Genomic DNA, 22,347 nt, shown 5'->3' on the forward strand with positions numbered 1-22,347 from the left:
TCGCGGGGTGGGTCCAGACCTGCCTGTTGCGTGAATCGCGATGAAGTCGGGGTGCGCCTTGTCACTGAGCTGCCTTTGGCGTCACCATGACGACCTCATCATCCAGCTGGGGGAAGCGCATGCTCTTGAAGAGAGGTCGCGGAGTCATAGGTGCCACGCTGCTATGCCTGACATTGGGAGCCTGCACCGAGGCCACCACGCCGAAGGAAGGCAAGGACGCGGTGAGCAAGAAGTCCTCGGAGGCGCTCACCGGCGCGCACCAGGTCATCGCCGTGGACCAGGACCGGGTTCCCACCTTCGTCAACGGGCCATTCGGCGCCGCGCCGACGAGCGCCGACGCCCTCCGGGGGCTCCAGCCCGCGACGCTGGCGCCGGTCCTCGCGCGGGTGGCGCCGCTGTTCAAGGTGAAGCCCGAGCAGCTCTTCCTGAAGAAGGCCTACGTCGGCTTCGACGGGGATGCGCACTTTCGCTACGGGGTGCGAGTCAACGGCGTGGAGGTCATGGGCGCGGAGCTGAGGCTGCACGCTCGCGATGGCCAGGTCTTCGCCGCGAACGGTGACGCGCGCACGGACCTGCCCGCCCCCGAGGGCGCCAGCGTCTCCACGGAGCTCGCGGTGGAGGAGGCCCGGAAGGACCGCGCCTCGCCGCCCGACGCCACCCTCGTGGGCAAGCCCGAGCTCGTCTACTGGCGCGACGGCGGACAGCTCCTGCTCGCCTACCGGCTGCGCATGACGGGCGAGACACGCGGGGGTGAGCGCGTGGATGACACGGTGCTCGTCAACGCACGCTCGGGCGACGTGTTCGAGCGAATCACCAACCTCCACGGCGCGCTGAACCGCCGGGTCTACGACGGCAAAAACGGACCCGGCCTTCCCGGCACCCCGAGCCGCATGGAGGGACAACCGCCGGTCCTCGACCCCGTCGTCAACGCGGCCTATGACAACACGGGCGCCGTCTGGCGTTGCTACAAGGAGCTGTTCAACCGCGACTCCTACGACAACGCGGGCGCCGCGCTCATCACCACCGTTCACCACCGGGTGAACTATGTGAACGCGTACTGGGATGGCGTGCAGATGGTGTTCGGCGACGGCGATGGGACCACCGCCTCCATCCTGCCCTATGCCGTCGACATCACGGCCCATGAGCTGACGCACGCGGTGACGGAGCACGAGTCGGACCTCATCTACTCCGGCGAGTCCGGCGGCCTGAACGAGGCCATCTCCGACATCTTCGGCGCCGTGTGCGAGTGGCACTCGGAGGGCAAGGTCATCGACGAGGGGACGTTCATGATTGGCGAGGACGTCTGGACGCCGGAGACCCCCGGGGACGCGCTTCGCTACCTGTTCAACCCCAAGCTGGATGGGGAGTCGCTGGATGACTACGTCGACTACAGCTCGGGCGTCGACGTCCACTACAGCTCGGGCATCGCCAACCTGGCGTTCTATCTGCTCTCGCAGGGTGGCACGCATCCGCGCTTCCCCACGCGCCCCGCGGTGACGGGCATCGGCATCGAGAAGGCCGCCCGCATCGTCTACAAGGCGAACGTGGACCTCCTGACTCCGTCCTCCAACTTCGAGACGGCGAAGGTCGCCACGGAGCAGGCCGCCGCCCAGTTGGGCTACGACGAAGCGACCATCGCCTCCGTCACCGCCGCGTGGAAGGCCGTGCAGGTGGGCGTCATCATCCTGCCCCCGCACCGCACCCTCTTGGAGCGCGACATCCCCGTGGTCCTCTCCGCCGCCCGTGGCGCCAAGGAGTATGCCGAGGGCGAGGTGCCCGAGGGCGCGACGAACCTGCGCTTCGCCCTGTCGGGTGGAACGGGCGACGCGGACCTCTATGTCCGCTTCGGCAACGCCCCGACGACCTCCTCCTATGACTGCCGGCCGTACATCACCGGCAACAACGAGGCGTGCTCCTTCGCGACTCCCGCGTTCGGCAAGTGGTACGTGATGGTCAACGGCTTCACCGCCTACGCCAATGCGTCGCTGGTGATGACATACCAGGGCGGCTACCTCGCGCTCGAGCCCAACGTGGTGGTGGGCGGCCTGTCCGGCGCCACGAACTCCACACAAGGCTTCTTCACCCACATTCCGGAGGCCCCGGAGGGCGGCTATCGCAACGTCACCGTGCGCGTCGAGGGCGGAACGGGCAACGCGGACCTCTATGTCCGTCGCGGCGCCATGCCTACCCACAGCGAGTACGATTGCCGCGGCATGAAGGAAGGCAACACGGAGCGCTGCGACCTCAAGTATGTCGAGGGCGGCAAATACTACGTGTGGCTCTACGGCGCGAAGGGCGGCTACGCCAACACGTCGGTCGTCGTCACCTATCGCTAACGCGAGAGGTTGAAGGACGGCTCCCCGTCCGTGGGGCGTGTCTCCACGGGCGGGTGGGCAACGGCGGTCCTGGTCCACTTGTCATCGAGCAAGTCCTGGCTTCACCATGGCGACTTCATCATTCGCCAGGGGGAAGCACATGGGCTGGAATCGAGGATGCAGGGTCCTGGGAGTCGTCGTGCTGGGCGTGTCGCTGGGCGCATGCGCCGACACACGCACGCCGGAGGACCGCCCCGACGGGGTGGCCGAGAGCCGGGCGCCTCTTCCACGCTCGGAGGAAATCCAGGTCATCGCCGTCGACGCGGACTCCATTCCCACGTTCGTCAACGGGGCGTTTGGCCAGGTGCCCTCCAATCCCGACGCGGTGAGAGGCATTGAGGCGGAGGCGCTCTCCCCTGTCATCGCACGCGTGGCACCGCTGTTCAGGGTGAAGCCCGAGCAGCTCTTCCTGAAGAAGGCCTACGTCGGCTTCGACGGGGATGCGCACTTCCGCTTCGGCGTGCGGGTGAATGGCGTGGAGGTCATGGGCGCGGAGCTGCGACTCCACGCCCGCGACGGCCAGGTCTTCGCCGCCAACGGGGATGTGCGAAGCGACCTGCCCGCCCCCCTCGGCGCCACCCTCTCGCCGGCCCTGGCGCAAGAGCTGGCTCGCAACCATGGCGACTCCGTTCGTGATGCCGTCATCGCGGGCGCACCGGCGCTCGTCTACTGGCGCGACGGGGCTCGGCTCCTGCTGGCCTACCGGCTGCGCGTCACGGGAGCGGCGGAGGACGGGGGCCCGGTGAACAACACCGTGCTCGTCAACGCACGCTCGGGCGAGGTGCTCCTGAGGTACTCGAACCTGCACTCCTTGCGGTCTCGCAGGGTGTATGACGGTCGGAACACGAGCACATTGCCCGGCACGATGGCTCGCGCGGAGACTCCGCCCTCCCTGGACCCCATCGTCAATGTGACCCATGACAACCTCGGCGCTGTCTATGCCTGCTACTGGGAACTCTTCGGTCGCGACTCTTTCGACAACGCGGGAGCGCCACTCATCGCCACCGTCCACCACCGGGTGAACTATGTGAATGCCTTCTGGACCGGGACGCAGTTGGTCTTCGGTGATGGCGACGGAGTGAATGCCCACAACCTGGCCCTGGCCGTGGACGTGACGGCCCACGAACTGACGCACGGGGTGACGGAGCACGAATCGGGCCTCATCTACGCCGGCGAGTCGGGTGGCATGAATGAATCCATGTCCGACATCTTCGGCGCCGTATGTGAATGGCACGCGGAGAACCGCACCATCAACGCGGGCACGTTCCTCCTGGGCGAGGACATCTGGACTCCCTCCAGTTCGGGAGACGCGCTTCGCTACATGAACGACCCCACGCTGGATGGGGCCTCGCTGGACGACTACAGCAACTACACCTCCGGCGTCGATGTCCACTACAGCTCCGGCATCTCCAATCTGGCCTTCTATCTGCTCTCCCAGGGGGGCCGTCACCCGAGCCATCCGGACTGGCCCTTCGTGGAAGGCATTGGTATCGAGAAGGCCGCGCGCATCTTCTACAAGGCGAACATGGACATGCTGACTCCCTCCTCCGGTTTCCTGGCCGCGAGGATTACGACGGAGCAGGCCGCGATTCAGCTTGGCTATGACGCGGGCAACGTGGCGTCGGTCACCGCCGCCTGGGAGGCCGTGAACGTCAGAGCGCCAGTGATTATCGACATGGCGAAGGACGTTCCCTTCCCGCTCCGGGCGGCCGTGGGGAAGTCCTGGCTCGGCAGGGGGATGGTTCCCACCGGAGCCCTGGACTTGAAGTTCACCCTGTCGGGAGGGACCGGGGACGCGGACCTGTATGTCCGCTTCGACGAGCGGCCCACGACGACCCTCTATCAGTGCCGCCCCTTCCGGCTGGGCAACAACGAGCAGTGCGTCTTCCCCGCGCCCGCGGCCGGCGCCTGGCATGTCCTGGTCCACGCCGCCTCCACTTATGACGGCGCTACCCTGAAGATGACCCACCAGTGAGGCTTCACCGCGCGTCCACTCCAACAGGGTGGGCGCGCGGAGCCGGCCCCTGGGATGCCTCGCTGCCCCTCGCGCGAGCAGGCACGGACCCTGGTCCTCTTCCCCATGCCCGCGCTCGCCCCCCTGCTCCCCTCGCGGCACCTCGGATGGGATGAGGCGAGCGTGCGGACTGTGGCGTAGACAACACATGTCTCAGCGCTCATGGAAGCACGCAAGGCCCGTGCAATTCCGAGGATGCGACAGAATATTGTCGCCGGCGCAGGCCTTCAGGTCCTTGCGTTGAGGTCTCACCCTGCAACCCCCTGCTACGTCCTGCAACCCACGGGGTGAGGGGCGATGAGATTTGATGAGCCACTCGACCCAAAGCTCCGGAGCGCCGCGCTCCGACCTTCATCCCATGGCCGCGGCGGTGCTTGCCGGGGGAGGCGAGATGGGTGCGCTCATGCGCGCCATCGATTGGGTGAAAACGCCCGTGGGCGCGCCGGAGACCTGGCCTCAGTCACTGCGCACCGCGGTCAGCATCCTGCTGGAGTCGCGCTTCCCGATGTACATCGCGTGGGGCCCCCAGCTCGTCCAGTTCTACAATGACGGCTACCGACCGGTGCTCGGCTCGACGAAGCACCCGGCGGCCATGGGCCACAGCGCCCAGGCGACGTTCGCGGAGAGCTGGCACATCATCGGCCCGCAGTTCGACGGGGTGTGGCGGGGAACGGCGGTTGGCTCCGAAGACTGGATGCTGCCGTTGGATCGGCACGGCTACCTGGAGGAGTGCTACTTCACGTACTCCTACAGCCCGATACGTGACGAAAGCGGGGGCGTCGGAGGCATCCTCGCCACCCTGACCGAGACCACGGGTCGGGTGCTGGGCGAGCGGCGGCTACGGACCCTGAGGGACCTCGCCGCGCGTGCGGGAACCGTGAAGCATGAAGGCGACGTCTGGCGCGAAGCCGCGCGGGCCCTGGCGGGCAACGCCTTCGACGTCCCCTTCGCCTTGCTCTATCGCCTGGGCTCCACCGGCGAGCAGTCGGACCTGATGGAAGTGACGGGCTGGGACACGCAGGCCCAGGCCGCCTCGCGGTTCGGCGACCTCCCCGCCAGTTCCCGCTGGTCCTTCCCCGAGGCCCTGGCGGCCCCGGGGGGCCTCCTCATCTCCGACGTGCGCGCCCACTTCGGCGACCTCCCGGGCGGTCCGTGGCCCGAGGCCCCTCACTCGGTCATGGTGTTGCCCATCACCCGGCCTGGCGCCGAGCGCCCCCACGGCTTCCTCGTCGCGGGGCTGAGCGCGCGGCGCGCCCTGGACGACGACTACCGGGGGTTCCTGGGGCTGGTGGCGGACCACATCGCCACGGCCGTCAGCAACGCTCGCGCCTATGAAGACGAGAAGCGGCGGGCGGAGGCCCTGGCGGAGATTGATCGCTCGAAGACCGCCTTCTTCAGCAATGTCAGTCACGAGTTCCGCACGCCGCTCACCTTGATGCTCGGTCCCGTCGAGGACTCCCTGGCGGATGTCCTGGAGCCGCTCCCCCCCGCCCAACGCGAGCGGCAGGAGCTGGTGCGACGCAATGGCCTGCGGCTGCAGAAGCTGGTCAACACGCTGCTCGACTTCGCCCGGCTCGAGGCCGGACGCGCGCAGGCCTCCTTCATCCCGACAGACCTCTCCGCCCTCACCCGGGACCTGGTCAGCAGCTTCGATTCGGCGATGACCACCGCGGGGCTCGAGCTGGTGGTCACCTGCCCCCCGCTGCCCGACTCCGTCTATGTGGACCCGGAGATGTGGGAGAAGGTTGTCTTGAACCTCCTCTCCAACGCCTTCAAGTTCACCTTCGAGGGCCAGGTTCGCATCGCGCTGAAGTGGCGGGACGACACCGTGGAGCTGACCGTCCAGGACACGGGCATCGGGATGCCAGCAGAGGAGCTGCCTCGCATCTTCGAGCGCTTCCACCGGGTCGAAGGCTCACGCGGACGCAGCCATGAAGGCACGGGCATTGGACTCGCGCTGGTGCGGGAGCTGGTCAAGCTGCACGGCGGCGCCGTGACGGTGACGAGCGCGCTCGACCAGGGAACCACCTTCACGGTGAGCCTCCCGACAGGCTCCGCGCACCTGCCTCGGGAGCATGTCGGGGCCGCCCGGGCCCTGACGTCCACGGGGATTGGCGCCAGCGCGTTCCTCGCGGAGCTCTCCCAGTGGAGCACTCCCGAGGCGCCCCTCGTCGAGCCCGCCCTCTCCTCCTCCGAAGCGCGCATCCTCCTGGCGGACGACAACGCCGACATGCGCGGCTACCTGCTGCGGCTCCTGTCGCCCCACTGGCGCGTGGAGTCGGTGAGCGATGGCACCCAGGCGCTCATCGCCGCGCGGCGGACGCCTCCCGACCTCATCATCTCCGATGTGATGATGCCGGGCATCGGCGGTCTGGAGCTCGTCCAGGCCCTGCGCGCCGACGAGCACACCCGCACCATTCCCATCCTGCTGCTGTCCGCGCGCGCGGGTGAAGAGGCCACCATCGAGGGCCTGCGCAGCGGCGCGGACGAGTACCTGGTCAAGCCCTTCTCCGCGAACGAACTCCGAGCGCGCGTCAACGCCCTGCTCACCGTCTCCAGGCTTCGCCAGGCGTCGGTCCACGCCGAGCGTGCCCATGCGGAGGAGGCCCAGCGACTGCTCGACGAGGCCCGCCGCGCCACCCGCTCGCGAGAGGAGACCCTCGCGGTGGTCAGCCACGACCTGCGCTCGCCGCTCACCGCCATCAGCACCTCCGCCGAGCTGCTGCGTCGAATCCCCCTGGAGAGCGGACCGGGCGAGCGCGTGCGCAAGCAGGCGGAGTCGATCCGACGCTCGGCCAGCCGGATGAACCGGCTCATCGACGACCTGCTCGACCTGGAGAGCATCGAGACCGGAACCCTCTCCATCGAGGCGCGCCCGCAGACCGTCGAGGAGCTCATCCGCGATGCCCGCGAGCAGTTCGGGCCCCAGGCGGCCGAGAAGGGCCTGCGCCTGGACATCGACGTGGAGCCCGGCCTCGTCGTGAAGTGCGACCGGGAACGCATCCTCCAGGCCATCGGGAACCTGCTCTCCAACGCCATCAAGTTCTCGCCCTCTGGCACGGGGGGCGCAATCCACCTGCGGGCCGGGCTCGATGCCGGGACACGGGACATCCGCTTCAGCGTGACGGACAGCGGGCCGGGGGTTCCGCTCGAAGCGCAGCAGCACATCTTCGACCGTTACTGGCACGCGGCGCAGAAGCGGCGCGGGGGCCATGGGCTGGGCCTCTCCATCGCGAAGGGCATCGTGGAGAGCCACGGTGGGCGGATGCGGTTGGAGCGCACCTCCGACGCGGGCAGCACCTTCTGCTTCTGGCTCCCCGCCGAGCAGGGCGTCGCGGAGCCCGCCACGACACCGCGTCCGCCGCCCCAGTGGCTGGGCAGCGAGGAGCACTTCGTTCAAGGCGGCGGCGACATGGGCGCGTTGATGCGCGCCTTCGACTGGCGGACGACGGCGCTGGGTCCGCTCGAGCGCTGGCCCCAGTCGCTGCGGACGTCCGTCAGCACGATGCTGCGCTCTCCGTACCCCATCATCCTCTTCTGGGGTCCGGAGCTGAACATGCTCTACAACGACCCGTTCCGTCCCATCCTGGGGGCGAAGCATCCGCTGACGCTGGGCGCGCGCGGGGCCGAAGCCCTGGCGGAGGAGTGGCGGCTGCTGGGGCCCCTCATGCAGCGCGTGCATGAGACAGGAGAGCCTCTCTTCATCGAGAACGGGAACGTCAACTTCGCGCGGCGGCCCGGTGGCCTGCGCGAAGAGGCCTACTTCACCTGGTCCTACAACCCCACCATTGGCGAGACAGGGGAGATCGCCGGCCTCTTCGCCATCGCGAGCGAGACCACGCGTCAGGTCGTCGGAGACCGACGACTGGCCATCCTCCGCGAGCTGTCCATCCGCGCGGCGCTCAGCGAGAAGGTCGACGCGCTCTTCGTCGCGCTGGAAGAGGTCCTCACGCCCGCGGGCCACGACCTGCCCTTCGCGCTGCTCTACGTCGTCAGAAACGACAAGGCCCAGCTGGTCTCCTGCGCCAACCTGCCCCGAGGCGCGGCCGCGGCCCCCACCGAGCTGCTGCTCGATGAAGAGACCTCGTGGCCGCTCTCCAAAGTCGTACGCACGGGGCAGGAGGCGCTGGTGGAGGACCTGTCGTCGAGGTTCGGTCCCCTCCCCGGCGGCCCCTGGCCGGAGCCCACGACGCGCGCCCTGCTGCTCCCGGTGCCCATGGGCGCGGACGCGGAGCTGACCGGCGTGCTCGTCGCCGGCATCAGTCCGCTGCGTGCGCTGGATGACGAGTACCAGAGCTTCTTGCAACTGCTGGCGCGGCAGCTCGCCGCCAGCCTCGCCAGCGCCCGCGCCTACGAGCAGGAGCGCCAGCGCGCCGAGCAGCTCGCCCTGCTCGACCAGGCCAAGACGGCCTTCTTCAGCAACGTGAGCCACGAGTTCCGCACGCCCCTCACGCTCATCCTCGGGCCCATCGAGGACGCCATGGCCAGGACGCCCAGGGCCCTGGGCGAAGAGCAGCTCGACCTGGTGCGCCGCAACGCGCTCCGGCTCTACAAGATGGTCAACACCCTGCTCGACTTCTCGCGCATGGAGGCGGGGCGAACGCAGGCCACGTACGTCCCCACGGACCTGTCGGCCTTCACTCGCAACCTGGCGAGCGCCTTCGAGTCCGCCGTGGGCAGCGCGGGGCTGCGGCTGCGGGTGGACTGTCCCCCGCTTCCCGAGTCCATCTATGTCGACCCGGAGATGTGGGAGAAGGTTGTCCTGAACCTGCTCTCCAACGCGGTGAAGTACACCCACCAGGGGGAGATCCGCGTGGGCATGCACTGGAGGGACGGGCGCGCGGTCCTCACGGTGCAGGACACCGGCGTGGGGATTCCCGAGGAGGACCTGCCGCGCATCTTCGAGCGCTTCTACCGCGTGCGCGCCACCCAGGGTCGGAGCCACGAGGGGACGGGCATCGGCCTCGCCATGGTGGAGGACCTGGTCAAGCTGCATGGGGGCGACGTCTCCGTGACGAGCCGGCTGGGCGTGGGCACCACCTTCACCGTGCGGCTGCCGGGCGGCTCGGCCCACCTGCCTCCGGAGCGAATCGACCACAAGCCCCGCTCCCGCTCGTCGGCGGCGTGGGCCGCCCCTTTCGTCGACGAGGCCCAGCGCTGGTCCGCCTCCGACGCTCCGCTGCTCCAGCCCCAGGCGCCGGACGCGACGCGGACCGCTGACGACGCCCAGCTGGATGTTCCCCTGGCGCTGGCCTCCTCCCGGATTCTCCTCGTGGACGACAACGCCGACCTGCGCAGTTATGTCTCGGGGCTGCTGGGGCGCCGCTTCCCCCATGTCGAGACAGCCACGAACGGAGAGGAGGCCCTCGCGCGGGCCCGCGTCCAGCCGCCCGACCTCATCCTCTCCGACGTGATGATGCCGGTGCTGGACGGCTTCGGCCTCGTGCGAGAACTCCGCGCGGACCCACGCACGCGGGCCATCCCCATCATCCTGCTCTCCGCGCGCGCGGGCGACGAGTCCACGGTGGAGGGCCTGTCGAGCGGAGCGGATGACTATCTGGTGAAGCCCTTCTCCGCGCGCGAGCTCATCGCCCGGGTGCGCACCCAGCTCGAGATGGTCAGCGTGCGCCGGGAGGTGACGCGCAAGGAGCTGGAGAAGGAGGAGCTGCTCGAGTCCGTGCACCTGCGCGACGAGTTCCTCAGCCTCGTCAGCCATGAGCTGCGCACCCCGGTGAGTGTCCTGGCCCTCAACATCCAGTCGCTGCTCCGAAGCCTGGACCGCCAGGGCGGTCAGCGCTCTCCGGAGGAGCTGCTGCGGGCGCGGGCGCTGACGACGGAGAAGCAGCTCCAGCGCCTGACGCGGCTGGTGGAGCACCTGCTGGATGTGTCGGAGTTCGTCACCGGCCGCCTGGAGCTGGTGCGTCAGGACGTGGACCTGACCGCCACCGTGAAGGCGGTCGTGGACGAGGCTCGGGAGAAGGCCGCGCGCGCGGAGAGCACCGTGACGTTGAATGCCCCGTCTTCCATCGTGGGTCGGTTCGACCCGGAGCGACTGCATCAGCTGGTCGAGGGCCTGCTCGACAACGCCCTCAAGTTCGGCGCGGGCAAGCCCGTCGAGGTGACGGTGGCTCCGACGGAGGACGGCGTCCGCATCTCGGTCGTGGACCATGGCCCCGGGGTCGCCCCCGAGGACCACGAGCGCATCTTCGGACGCTTCGAGCGAGCTGTCTCCGCGCGCAACCATGGAGGCTTCGGACTGGGCCTGTGGATGGCACGCCACATCGTGGAGGGACATGAGGGGCGCATCCACGTGACGCGCACGGAAGGCGGCGGCGCCACCTTCACCGTCGTGCTCCCGGTGATGGAAGCGCCGGGGTGAGGGCGCGCTTCACAGCCGTCCGTGCGGCACCCGGCCCTGCTGGAACGCATCCACCTGGAGGAACGTGAAGGGCTGGTCATACAGGAGCCGGTCCTGCTGCCGCGTGCGGAACAGGTCCACGATGAGGTTCATCCGGTCCGACAGGCTCCCCCAGTCCCGCGCCGCGCTGCCCGCCGTGTCGTCCGGGGACCTGTCCAGCGCCGCCATCAACGCCACCAGCTCCGGATGCGACAGCCGCTCCAGGGCCGGTGGGAAGTCCCGCTCCGCCGTCAGCGCGGGCAGGTCCTCCCCCAGCCGCAGCGTCACGTCCGGCAGCTCCATCTTCATCAGCATCCGCGTCGCCAGCTCGCGCCACAGCCGCTCCAGGCGCTGGGCCAGCGGCGCGAAGCCTTCACGCAGGCCCCACTCGGACAGGCTGCGCGCCCGGGGATTCGGGTCCGCCCGGACGAAGGCGACGAGGTGCTCCAGGAACAGCTCCTTCACCGGCGCGTTGAGCGCGGCGACCACCGGCCCCTGCAGCCGCGCCTGCTCGTGGTAGCCCACCAGCGCGTTGGCCAGGAACATCAGCTCCGCGTGGGCCTTCGGGTCCTCGGTGAAACACGCCTCGTGGTAGTGCCGCACCGCGCGGATGAGCAGGTCCTGCCCGCCTTCACCCACCGGCCCCGGAGCCAGCCGCGACACCACCGCCTCCACCCGCGACGGCTCGGGCGAGTCCATGCCAGTGAAGTTCGCCAGGAGGTCCGTGTACAGCGGCCCCAGCTCCTGGAAGACCACCAGGTTGCCGCGCGCGGTGTGACGGGCCACCTCGTCGAGCACGTCCTCCACCGTGCGCGCCAGCACGTACTGGATGCCCACGGACGCGCCCCACGCGCCCAGGAGCCGGTCCTGCAGCTCCGAGAAGCCGCGCGTCACCGCATCCGCCCGCTCCAGCAGCTGCGCCATCACCCCTGGCAGCACGTCCTTGCGGATGAAGGCCCCCGCCGTCTTCGAGGCCCACGTCGAGAAGCCACACCAGCTCAGGTCCTCCTCGCCGAACACGTCGGTGAGGGCCACCTCGAGCACGTGGTACGTCTGGGTGATGTGGAGGTTGCGCAGGACGGGGTCCTCCATCTGGATGATGGCCTCCACCTCCGCCTGTGTGGGAACGGGCCACCAGCGCGGCAGCGTGCAGCAGACCATGGTGGAGGCGCCTCCCGAGAAGCCGGGGACGGAAATGCCCCCAGCCAAGAAGTCGGGACGCGGACGCCCGGAGTCAACGGGCCACCGGGCCCTCGCCCGGCCGCGGGGGCGAGACTCCGGCTTGCGAGTCCTGGTCACCCCTGACAGGCTGCCAGGCATGGTGCCGCTGACAGACCGGGCCGCCCTGCCCCTGGAGCAACGAGCAGCGCTGGAGCGAGAGCTCGCGCCCCTCACCCTGCTCCAGGACGTGGTGCGCTGGGGCTTCGCCAGCACGCCTCCGCGCGACGTGACGGAAGTGGTGGTGCAGGACGAGTTCACCCACGACGTGGTGCTGCCCTGGAAGGACGGCGGCTACCTCGTCTTCGACACCACCTGACTCGGCGGAATCAACGCGGTCTCCGTGTGGGACCGTCGACCCAGCGCTGATGAACTCCTCGACGCCCGGCTCGCGGCGGGCTGGACGCCCACGCCCACGAGCACCGTCGACGGCGACGTCATCCTGGGCCACGCCGCGTGCAGGGTGCCGCCCGCGAAGGACGGGGCGACACCCTGAGCGGCGAGGGGACTACTTCCCCTTGCCCTGCTCCTTCACCCACGAGTCCTTCAGGGTGACGGTGCGGTTGAAGACGGGCTTGCCCGGCTGCGAGTCCTTCGGGTCCGCGAAGAAGTACCCCAGCCGCTCGAACTGGAAGCGGGACTCCGGCGTCGCCTGGGCAAGGCCCGGCTCCACGCGCGCGTTCCTGAGGACCTCCAGGCTCGCCGGATTGAGGAAGGTGGTGAAGTCCTTCGCGTCATCCGAGTCCGGGCTCTCCACGGAAAAGAGCCTGTCGTACAGCCGCACCTCGGCGGTGGGCGCGTTGCCCGGCACCCAGTGCAGCGTGCCCTTCACCTTGCGGCCATCCGGCGAGTCACCGCCGCGCGTGGCCGGGTCATAGGTGCAGCGCAGCTCCGTGATGTTGCCGGCCGCGTCCTTGATGACCTCCTTGCAGGTGATGAAGTACGCCGAGCGCAGGCGCACCTCCTTGCCCGGCGCCAGGCGGAAGAAGCCCTTGGCGGGGACCTCCATGAAGTCCTCCGCCTCGATGAACAGCTCGCGCATGAACGGCACCTTGCGCGTGCCCATCTCCGGCTTCTGCGGGTGGTTCTGCACCTCCAGGAGCTCCTCCTGGCCTTCCGGGTAGTTCTCCACCACCACCTTCAGCGGGCGCAGCACCGCCATGGCGCGAGGGGCCGTCTCGTTCAGGTCCTCGCGGATGCACAGCTCCAGCACGCCCATGTCGATGAGCTGCTGCGTCTTGCTGACGCCCGCGCGCGTGGCGAAGTCGCGGATGGAGGCCGGCGTGAAGCCCCGGCGGCGCAGGCCGCTGATGGTCATCATCCGGGGGTCATCCCAACCGGAGACGTACTTCTCCATGACGAGCTTGAGCAGCTTGCGCTTGCTCATCACCGTGTAGTTGAGGTTCAGCCGGTTGAACTCGTACTGATGCGGCCGCTCTCCCTGGATGAGGCTGTCCACAATCCAGTCGTACAGCACGCGGCGGTTCTCGAACTCCAGCGTACAGATGGAGTGGGTGATGCCCTCAATCGCATCCGACAGGCAGTGCGCGAAGTCGTAGAGCGGGTAGATGGGCCACGCCTCGCCGGTGCGGTGATGGTGCGCGTGGCGGATGCGGTAGATGGGCGGGTCCCTCAACACGGGGTTGGGGGACGTCATGTCGATCTTGGCGCGCAGCGTGTGCTTGCCGTCCGGGAACTCTCCGCCGCGCATGCGCTCGAAGAGGTCCAGGTTCTCCTCCACGGAGCGGGTGCGGTACGGGCTGTCCCGGCCCGGCGTGGTGAAGTCGCCGCGGTACTCGCGAATCTCGTCCGCCGACAGGCTGCACACGTACGCCTTGCCCTGCTTGATGAGCTGCACGGCGAAGTCGTAGAGCTTGGGGAAGTAGTCGGAGGCGAAGAACTTCCGGTCATCCCAGTCGAAGCCCAGCCACTTCACGTCCCGCTGGATGGACTCGACGTAGTCGGTGTCCTCGGTGACGGGGTTGGTGTCGTCGAAGCGCAGGTTGCACAGGCCACCGTATTGCTTCGCCAGCCCGAAGTTCAGGCAGATGGCCTTGGCGTGGCCGATGTGGAGGTAGCCATTGGGCTCGGGCGGGAAGCGGGTGAGCACGCGACCACCGTGCTTTCCCGCGCGCCGGTCTTCCTCGATGATTTCCTGGAGGAAGTTCAGGCCCTGCGTTTCGTTCGTCGTCGTCATGATGGGGGCGAATCCTCGTGAAGCCGCCCGGGGCCGGCAAGCGATTCCTTGCACCCTCGCCGTTCCCAGCGGGCCTCGGAGGAGAACACCCGGGCCGGGCGCCCCCTTCCAACGCGGGGCGGCGGGGCCTCCGGACGGAAAAGCCCCCAGGGGGCCTCAGAGGGACGCCAGCAGCGCTTCCCAGGCCCCCAGGGCCCGCGTCGCCGACAGCTCCTCCGCGCGTGCCCGGGCCCGGCGGGACAAATCCTTGCGGTGCACCTCGTCGGTGACGACGCGTCCCAGCGCCTCCGACAGCGCCTGGGGGTCCTCCAGGGGCACCAGGACCCCGTGGCGGCCATGCTCCAGGACCTCCGCCGGCCCGGAGGGACAGTCCGTGCTGACCACGGGGCACCCCAGGGCGAGCGCCTCCAGCAGCACCATGGGCAGGCCCTCGAAGCGCGAGGACAGGGCGAACACCGCGGCCTTTCGCATCAGCGCGTGCGGATTGGCGGCGAACCCGGGCATGAAGACGGTGGACTCCACGCCCAGCGAGCGGGCCAGGGCCTTCAAGTCGGCCTCCAGCGAGCCCACCCCGAGGATGAGCAGGTGCTGGTCCACGCCCCGCTTTCGCGCGAGAGCATGGGCGCGGATGAGCACGTCGAAGCCCTTCTGGGGCTCCAGCCGTCCCACGGCGATGACCACGGGCTTGTCGAAGACGGCCGGGGCCCAGTCGGGCAGCGGCCCTTCCCCGGCGGCGCGCACGACGTCGCCATCCACGAAGTTGGGGATGACCTGGAGTCGCTCCTCGGGCACGGGCACCAGCGACTGGAAGGACCGGGCGGTGTCATGGCCGCAGGCGACGATGCGGTTCATGCGCGGATACAGCAGGCGCAGGCCCCAGAGCTGTCGGCGCGGCTGCTCGCGATGGAAGGCGCCCCAGTCGAAGTGGATCATCCCGACGACGGGCTTGTTGAGCAGCCTGCCCGCCAGACAGGCCAGCAGCGCGGCACGGCCCTCCTGGCCCGCGACGATGACGTCGGCCTCGCGCGCATGGCGCAGCAGGTGCCAGAGGTACACCGGCAGGCTCTGCCGATGGTAGTCGTAGGAGTCGGTGGCCCAGACGACCTCGGTGTTCCGGGGCAGTCGGTCCTCGCGGTCCGGCGGAGGGCGGTGGTGGAAGAACAGCCGGGTGGCGAAGCGCTCGGAGTCCAGGCCCGCCAGGATGTTGCAGACCGAGCGCTCGATACCGCCAGCGCCCATGAACACGAGCGTGAAGAGCACGCGCTTCCGGCGGGGGTCTTTCGAGGCTTCTCGTGGCACCGGTTGCAGCATCCAGCCCCCACTCCCCAGAAGGCGGGTGCACCGTAACCCAAGGAGGCATACCCGCCAACAAGACGAACGGGCCGCTCGCCCTCACGGGACGCGAGCCACCGGACTGACGCACACAGCCGGGCCACTCGGCTAGGCTCGCGCGCGCCCACGCCTTCCACTCCTCTCGTGAAAAACCCACTCCGCTCGCGCGTCCTCGTCTTCGTGGCGTCCCTGCTCTGCGTGTTCGCCGCCGGCGGATTCCTCGCGGTGCGCGGCCATCGCATCGGGCAGGGCCTGCTGCATCCGCCCCATGTGCCGGTGGAGCGGCCCGTCGCCTCGGCGGAGCTCTCTGGCCTTGAGGACGTGAGCTTCTCCAGCGTCGACGGGCTGACGCTGCGCGGCTGGTACGTGCCGTCGCGAAACCGGGCGGCGGTGGTGCTGGTGCATGGCTTCGCGGACAACCGCGCGCAGCTGCTCTTCGAGGCTCGCGCGCTCGCCCGAGCGGGTTATGGCGTGCTGCTGTTCGACCTGCGCGCGCATGGAGAGAGCGGCGGAGACCGCGTGACGTGGGGCGACGGCGAGCGGCGCGACGTGACGGCCGCGCTGGACTTCGTCTCCAAGCGCCAGGACGTGGACCCGGCGCGGCTGGGCCTCTTCGGGTTCTCCATGGGTGGCACCACCGCGCTGCTGGTGGCGGAGACGGACGCCCGCGTGAAGGCGGTCGTCGCGGCGGGCGCGTATCCCGCGCTGGAGGCGGACGTGTACTCGGGCTATGGCCGGTGGGGCGCCTTCAGCGCGGAGCCGGTGCTGTGGACGCTGCGGCACGCGGGCGTGGACGTGGACGCGGTGCGCCCCATCGACGGCATGTGCCAGCTCCAGGGCCGGCCGCTCCTGCTCGTCAACGGTGACGTGGACCCGGACGCCCCCGCCAAGCTCCAGGCCAGCCTCTTCCGCGCGGCCTGTGAGCCCAAGTCCCTGTGGGTCGTCGAGGGCGCGGGCCATGGCGAGTACTCGCGCGTCGCACCGGAGGAGTACGCCCGCCGGCTGCGCGAGCACTTCGACCGGGCCCTCTTGAACGCGGGCTGACGCGAGCGCTACGGGGTGCCGTCCGGCTCGGAGGTCGGCTCGGGCGCCACCGCCGGAGGTTCCCACGTGGGGGCCGAGTCCAGCGCGGGCCGCCCCACGAGCAGCTCATGCGGCCGGAAGCCGCCCTTGTAGCGCAGCGACGCGCACGCCTGGACGCGGTAGCCCAGGTACACGTGGGGGATGCCGCGAGCGCGCGCCAGCTCCACCTGGAACACCACGTTCGCGGTGCCGAGCGACAGGGCGGCGCAGGCCGGGTCGTAGAAGAAATACACCGCGCTCCACGCGCGCGGCGTCTCGTCGCAGATGCCCAGCGCCACCAGCTTCGGGCCGCCCTCCGCGCCATCGTCGTAGAAGGCCACCTCGCGCGCGGAGGGATGGGGGAACGAGAACTGGAGCGAGTACTCGCGCAAGGTGAGCGGCGAGGGCTCCCACTCCCGCGAGGACTCGCGCTCCGCGTGCCACGCCCGGTAGAGCGCCAGCCGCTCGTCGTCCACACGCGGCACGTCCACCTCCACGCGCAGGTGCGCGCACGCCGCACGGGCGCGTCGCTGGCTGCGATTGGGACGAAAGCCCTCCACCGGCAGGCGCAGCGAGACACATTCGCCACAGGTGGCGCAGGCGGGCCGGAAGTACAGCGGGCCGAACCGACGCCAGCCGCGCACCAGCAGGTGCTCGTACTCCTCCGGTGACACGTCCTGCATCACCAGGTTCTCCAACGACGCCTGCTGCTCGGGCAGGTAGCTGCACGGGCGAGGGGCTTCGACTTCGTGTGCCAGCAGGAGGGCCATGTCCGTCCAAGTTCCTCTCCGGCGGCCCGCCCGGCGTCAAGTCGGACGCGGGTGTCAGGATGCCCCGCGGCCAGGGAGCCACGCCCTGACAGTCTGTCATGTCGCGCCCCGGACGCATCCCCGACGGGAGGGCATGGCATGGCGACTGCAAACATTCTCGGGTGACTCCCACGTGAAGGCGGAAGCACATGGCCCGAGACTGCCTGCAGCCCTGGATGGACCGGCTCGCCCACGCCGAGCTGGAGACCGAGGACCTCGTGCCTCACTCCGCCTTCGTGGGGGGAGCGTGGGACGACCAGCGGCTGGGGACTCGGACCTTGAGCGCGCGCGCCGCCAACCCGGACAGGCCTGTCCTGCCAGCGAGGCTTTCCCGGCAGGTCGGTGAAGACCCCGGGTGGGAGACGGACGACTTCGAGTTCGCGGTGGCGAGCTACTGAAGACCGCGTCACCCCCTGACGAGTGGGCGTCCATCCTGGACGCCGCTTCTCAACCTCATCCAGTTTGAGAACGCGCGGGCCCGCACACCTTGCGCGGCGGGCAGGCAGCCGCGCAAGCCGCGCGCGCGGTGGAACACCAAGGCGTCTTCCCGGCCCCCGGCGCCAGCGCGTATAAGTCTGACATGTCCGCAATCGATGTCTCGGTGGTGATGCCCACCCACCGACGAGAGAAGGAAGTGGTGGAGGCCATCCGTTCGGTGCTTCGCCAGGAGGGAGTCCAGGTCGAGGTCATCGTGTTGGATGACACGCCCGAGGGCACCGCTCGGGCGTCGGTGGAGGGGCTGGGCGATGAGCGCGTGCGCTACGTGGTGAACGACCCGCCCTCCAAGGGCCGTCCGGCGGTGGTGCGCAACCACGGCGTGACGCTGGCGCGCGGGCGCTACCTGCACTTCCTGGATGACGACGACATGCTGGCGGACGGCGCGCTGCACGCCATGGTGAGCGCGCTGGACGCGCGTCCCGACGCGGGCGTGGCGGTGGGCTGGGTGGTGCCCTTCGGCGACGACGCGGACTGGCTCAAGGACAAGAGCGAGTACTTCGAGTGGGCCGCCAAGGTGGGCTCCACGACGCCCAACAGCGCGTGGACGGTGGCGCACATCCTCTTTCGCGGAACGCTGTACGTGAACTCGGCCTGCATGGTGCGCCGCGAGCACTTCTCCGCGCTGGGCGGCTTCGACGCGTCCATCCCCGTCTACGAGGACGTGGACTTCTACCTGCGCGGCATCCGCGCCTTCGGCCACGTCTACGTCAACCGGCCCATCCTGCACTACCGCACGGGCCGGCCCTCGTTGATGCACAACCTGGGCAAGGACGGCACGCTGGTGATGCAGTCCAACGAGATGATTCACGGCAAGTACCGCAAGACGAACGGCGTGTTGGAGTACCGCGCGCTGCAGTTGTTGATGCGTGCGCTGCCCTTCGACGTCGCCAAGCGGCTGCCGCTGCGGTTGCCGAAGCAGGGCCGGGTCTCATGAGCTTGAAGAATCGCCTCGTCGGAACGGCCAAGCGGCAGATGAAGCAGACGCTGCGGCCGGTGCTCCAGCGGGCCATGGCGCCCAAGCGCACGGAGATTCCCGCGTCGTACTGGGGGCTGGAGCACCGCCCCGGCCAGGGCCTGTGCCTGGAGGGTGTGCCGCTCAAGGCGCTGGTGGAGCGCTGGGGCTCGCCGCTGCATGTGGTGCACATGGCGGCGCTGCGGCGCAACGTGGAGCGCTTCCTGGCGGTGCCTCAGGGACGTGCGGGCGGCTGCGAGGTGTTCTACTCGTACAAGACGAACCCGATTCCGGGTGTGCTGTCGCTGCTGCACGGCATGGGCGTGGGCGCCGAAATCATCTCCGCCTACGAGCTGTGGCTCGCGATGAAGCTGGGCGTGGCGCCCGAGCGCATCGTCTACAACGGCCCGGTGAAGTCGGAGGCCTCGGTGCGAGAGGCCATCTCCCGGGGCATCCAGTTGCTGGCCGCCAATCACGCGGAGGAGCTGGGCACGTTCGCGCGCATCGCGGCCGAGCTGGGCAAGCGCCCGCGCGTGGCGCTGCGGGTGAGCACGGACAGTGGCTGGGCGGCGCAGTTCGGCACGCCCATCGCCGGGGGCGCGGCGCTGCGGGCGTATGCGCAGGCGCGTGCGTCGTCACACCTGGACGTCGTGGGGCTCCACGCGCACCGGGGCGCCACCATCCGGACGGAGGGCGAGTTCACCGGCTTCGTGGAGGCGGTGCTCGCCTTCACGGACACGCTGCACCAGGAGCTGGGGTTGGATCTGGAGGTGCTGGATTTGGGCGGCAGCCTCTGCACGCCGTCGGTGGAGCACATCGCCGAGCGCGACTGGCGGCTCAACCTCACCTTCTTCCGTGACGTGCCCGCGCCGGACCCGGAAGGGGCGCTCGGCATCTCCCGCTATGTGGCGCTCGCGGTGGAGCTGGTGGAGTCGCACTACGCGCAGCGGGGACGCAAGCGTCCGCGCATCTTCCTGGAGCCGGGGCGCGCCATGACGGGCGACACGCAGTTGCTCCTGGGCCGCGTGCACACGCTCAAGCAGGGTGACGACCGGACCTGGGCGGTGCTCGACGCGGGCGTGAACCATGCCGAGTGCGTGCGCAACGAGTACCACCAGCTCTTCCACGTGGACCGGCCGGATGCTCCCGCGTCGCGTGTGTACACGGTAGTGGGGCCCATCTGCACGCCGGGCGACACGCTCTACCACGCGAAGCGGCTGCCAGAGCTGACCGAGGGCGACACGCTGGCCATCATGGACGCTGGCGCCTACTTCGTGCCGTTCGCCACGTCCTTCTCCTATCCCCAGCCCGCCATCATCGCGTTGGACGACGGGAAGGAACGACTGCTGCGCCGGGCGGAGACGTTCGAGGACCAGATTGCCCTCGACACCGTGACGGGCGCGGCGGCGACTCCCAGCAAGACGGAAGCCGCCTGAACAGTCCCCTGAGCCCCCTATTCATGGCGTAGGAGGCGCAGCAGGTGGCATTCGACGAGGTCCAGTAGCTCTTCCTCCCGGCACCATCTCCCAGAGGTGCTCCGCCGGGAGCCTGCCTCGAAGTAGGCAACGCCCTGCGCGAAGACCGCCACGGAGTCGTGCGCCTCTTGCACCCCGTGGTGGGGCGCGGTCGTCAGCGAGAGCTGCCCCATCCCGGTCACTGCGAACACACCGCGCAGGCCTCCCAGCCGCTGGAGCCGCTCCAGCAGACAAACCAGCACCGGAGAAGGGCTCCCCGATGGGAATGGCTGACGCCGAAAGGTCTCGACCAGGGTGCGCTCTTCGAGCGGAAGCCACATCGCAAGCCCCTCCGCTGGCTGCCCATGCAGCCAGCGTTGTCCCCCACTACCGGTTGAGCACCATCATCCGGAGGAAGGCGCGAGGGTGGCGCGCGGAGCCGTAGAGAATCTGCGCGACCTCCACTGCCGTGGGCATCATGTCATCCGAGTCGATGAGCGGATCCACCGCCACGTCCCGGTGCTCGCCCAGCCAGCGCCGCCACTGACGTGCCTCGTCGACGGGGAGCGCGCCGGAGAGCCGCTGGAGGTTGAGCAACATCTCCAACGCAATCCGGTTGCAGAACACCTCGCCCTTCCCCGTCCACTCGCGCGCCGCCTTCACCACGCCCTGGAGCGCGGGCTTGTCACCCAGCGCCGCGTGGTAGGCCATCAGCGGCAGCGGCAGGCCCCGGGCGATGTCGAAGCCCATCTGCCCGTAGTAGCGCGGGTTGAAGTCGATGAGGAGGAAGTCGTCCTTCGTCTGGATGAACTCCACCTCGAAGACACCGTGGTAGCCCAGTTTCTGGCACAGCCGCTTGAGGCCGTCCGACAGGTCCTGGCGCACCGGCGCGGACTCGAAGCACACGCCCACGCCCAGCCGGCGCGGACGCTGGAGCACCTTCATGGCGCCCCGCACCTCGAACAGCTCACCGGATTCGTCCACGAAGCCCGACAGGCTGTAGATGCCCTGCGCCGCTTCCGGATGGAACTCCTGCACCATCGGCCGCGCCACCGCCGGGTCGAAGTTCACCAGCATGGGCGCATACCCGTCGCGCGCGAAGGCCCGGTACTCCTCCACCAGCTGCGACGGCTCCGCCACCGGCAGGCCCTTGACGTGCGTGGAGTAGAGAATCTGCGTCGTCGGCTTGATGAGGACCGGGAAGCGCGCCTCGCGGGCGATGGCCTCCAGGTCCGCCTCGGACTCGGGGAACCAGGTGCGCGGCAGCGTCAGCCCCACCGCCTGGCCCGCCTCGAAGAGCTTGCGCTTGTTGAGCAGCCCGTACACCGCCTCCACGCCCGGGTCATAGAGGTGGAAGTACTGGGACAGCTCCCGGGCATGGACAGACACCAGCCACGCCAGCTCGTCGCTCGTCGGGTACAGCACGTGCCGATGCGGCTCCCTCCGGCCGAAGTCCAGCAGCCACTCCATGAACGCCTCGGGCTGGGATTCGGGAGGACACTGCACGCGCCGCCCGACGAAGCGGGACCAGCTCGCGGGGCCCAGACGGCCGGGGTCGGCCACCGTGACGTCAATGCCATTGCGCCCGAAGCAGCGCGCGGCGGCGAGCGTGCCGTAGAAGCTCGCGGAGAAGAGCAACGCGGACGGCCGCCCCTCCACGCGCGGGCGCGCCGCCTGTTCCACCTTCACGTCTTCTGCCTCCACCTGAGCCGTCTCCAGTCTCTCCACGTCCTCCAGCCTGCGCGGGCGCGGGGGCGCCCTGCGGGCCGTGGCCTGGGCATGCGCGCCGACACCTGAAGCCTGGGTCGACACAGGCGTCGCGGTAGCCGCAGCGAGCCCGGCGGTGAGGAGTGAGAGGATGTGCCGTTTCATACCTTGGGCACGCAACATAGCCGCCCCCCCCACCATTTGCCCCTGTCCACTTCGCGTCCATTGCTCCGCGGGCCCATTCCCCCAGGCCCTTCGGCCCCGGAACATCCGACCGGGTCCGCCGCGACGACCCACCGACGCGCGACGACCCATGGGGTGAGGTCGCGCCA

General features: G+C 69.4%; 15 protein-coding genes. 9 read left to right on the forward strand and 6 right to left on the reverse strand.

The features are described from left to right. Positions 1–119 precede the first annotated feature (119 nt). From HUA78_RS19160 to HUA78_RS19170, 3 genes are all read left to right on the forward strand, one after another. Entirely contained in the window at positions 120–2,336 is a 2,217-nt protein-coding gene (locus HUA78_RS19160; RefSeq protein WP_174476859.1) for a M4 family metallopeptidase, read from the forward strand. A gap of 139 nt (positions 2,337–2,475) precedes the next feature. Then, positions 2,476–4,350, forward strand: coding sequence for a M4 family metallopeptidase (locus HUA78_RS19165; RefSeq protein WP_174476860.1), 1,875 nt, complete (start codon positions 2,476–2,478; stop codon positions 4,348–4,350). A 430-nt stretch (positions 4,351–4,780) separates the two neighbouring features. Further along, positions 4,781–10,768, forward strand: coding sequence for an ATP-binding protein (locus tag HUA78_RS19170; RefSeq protein WP_174476861.1), 5,988 nt, complete (start codon positions 4,781–4,783; stop codon positions 10,766–10,768). Positions 10,769–10,777: 9 nt separating this feature from the next. Here HUA78_RS19170 and HUA78_RS19175 read toward each other — a convergent pair whose 3' ends face one another. Then, positions 10,778–11,947, reverse strand: a complete 1,170-nt coding sequence (locus HUA78_RS19175) for a hypothetical protein (RefSeq protein ID WP_174461746.1) — start codon at positions 11,945–11,947, stop codon at positions 10,778–10,780. A gap of 157 nt (positions 11,948–12,104) precedes the next feature. Between HUA78_RS19175 and HUA78_RS19180 the strand changes: the two genes are divergently transcribed. Both HUA78_RS19180 and HUA78_RS19185 read left to right on the forward strand, forming a co-directional pair. Beyond that, positions 12,105–12,323, forward strand: a complete 219-nt coding sequence (locus tag HUA78_RS19180; RefSeq protein WP_141647878.1) for a hypothetical protein — start codon at positions 12,105–12,107, stop codon at positions 12,321–12,323. Positions 12,324–12,347: 24 nt separating this feature from the next. Then, positions 12,348–12,500: a hypothetical protein gene (locus tag HUA78_RS19185; protein ID WP_174457270.1), complete on the forward strand. Its 153-nt coding sequence runs from the start codon at positions 12,348–12,350 to the stop codon at positions 12,498–12,500. A 12-nt stretch (positions 12,501–12,512) separates the two neighbouring features. Here the strand turns inward: HUA78_RS19185 and HUA78_RS19190 are convergent, their stop codons facing one another. Both HUA78_RS19190 and HUA78_RS19195 read right to left on the reverse strand, forming a co-directional pair. Then, on the reverse strand, positions 12,513–14,201 hold the full coding sequence (locus HUA78_RS19190) for a glutamine--tRNA ligase/YqeY domain fusion protein (protein WP_141647870.1): 1,689 nt from the start codon (positions 14,199–14,201) through the stop codon (positions 12,513–12,515). Positions 14,202–14,357: 156 nt separating this feature from the next. Continuing rightward, a complete protein-coding gene (locus tag HUA78_RS19195; RefSeq protein WP_174461745.1) occupies positions 14,358–15,512 on the reverse strand; it encodes a glycosyltransferase in 1,155 nt (384 codons plus the stop codon). 165 nt (positions 15,513–15,677) lie between these two features. On the opposite strand from HUA78_RS19195, the gene HUA78_RS19200 reads away from it, so the two are divergent. Further along, positions 15,678–16,577: an alpha/beta hydrolase gene (locus tag HUA78_RS19200; RefSeq protein ID WP_371745611.1), complete on the forward strand. Its 900-nt coding sequence runs from the start codon at positions 15,678–15,680 to the stop codon at positions 16,575–16,577. A gap of 8 nt (positions 16,578–16,585) precedes the next feature. On the opposite strand, the gene HUA78_RS19205 is transcribed toward HUA78_RS19200, so the two are convergent. Next, positions 16,586–17,365, reverse strand: coding sequence for an arginyltransferase (locus HUA78_RS19205; protein WP_174461744.1), 780 nt, complete (start codon positions 17,363–17,365; stop codon positions 16,586–16,588). Between the two features lie 188 nt (positions 17,366–17,553). On the opposite strand from HUA78_RS19205, the gene HUA78_RS19210 reads away from it, so the two are divergent. The 3 genes from HUA78_RS19210 to HUA78_RS19220 all read left to right on the forward strand — a co-directional run bounded on the left by HUA78_RS19210 (position 17,554) and on the right by HUA78_RS19220 (position 20,290). Next, complete coding sequence (locus HUA78_RS19210) at positions 17,554–17,802, forward strand: hypothetical protein (protein WP_141647874.1); 249 nt, start codon at positions 17,554–17,556, stop codon at positions 17,800–17,802. A gap of 182 nt (positions 17,803–17,984) precedes the next feature. Continuing rightward, positions 17,985–18,836, forward strand: coding sequence for a glycosyltransferase family 2 protein (locus HUA78_RS19215; RefSeq protein ID WP_141647875.1), 852 nt, complete (start codon positions 17,985–17,987; stop codon positions 18,834–18,836). Further along, complete coding sequence (locus HUA78_RS19220) at positions 18,833–20,290, forward strand: pyridoxal-dependent decarboxylase (protein WP_174476862.1); 1,458 nt, start codon at positions 18,833–18,835, stop codon at positions 20,288–20,290. Before HUA78_RS19215 ends, HUA78_RS19220 begins: the two co-directional genes overlap by 4 nt. A 17-nt stretch (positions 20,291–20,307) precedes the next feature. Here the strand turns inward: HUA78_RS19220 and HUA78_RS19225 are convergent, their stop codons facing one another. Beyond that, positions 20,308–20,649: a hypothetical protein gene (locus tag HUA78_RS19225; RefSeq protein WP_141647877.1), complete on the reverse strand. Its 342-nt coding sequence runs from the start codon at positions 20,647–20,649 to the stop codon at positions 20,308–20,310. Between the two features lie 46 nt (positions 20,650–20,695). Continuing rightward, positions 20,696–22,180 (reverse strand): carbamoyl-phosphate synthase, encoded by a 1,485-nt coding sequence (locus HUA78_RS19230; protein WP_246137714.1) that lies wholly within the window; start codon positions 22,178–22,180, stop codon positions 20,696–20,698. Positions 22,181–22,347: the final 167 nt, after the last annotated feature.

It is taken from the genome of Myxococcus sp. CA033 (genome assembly GCF_013336625.1).
Taxonomy (GTDB): Bacteria; Myxococcota; Myxococcia; order Myxococcales; family Myxococcaceae; genus Myxococcus; species Myxococcus llanfairpwllgwyngyllgogerychwyrndrobwllllantysiliogogogochensis.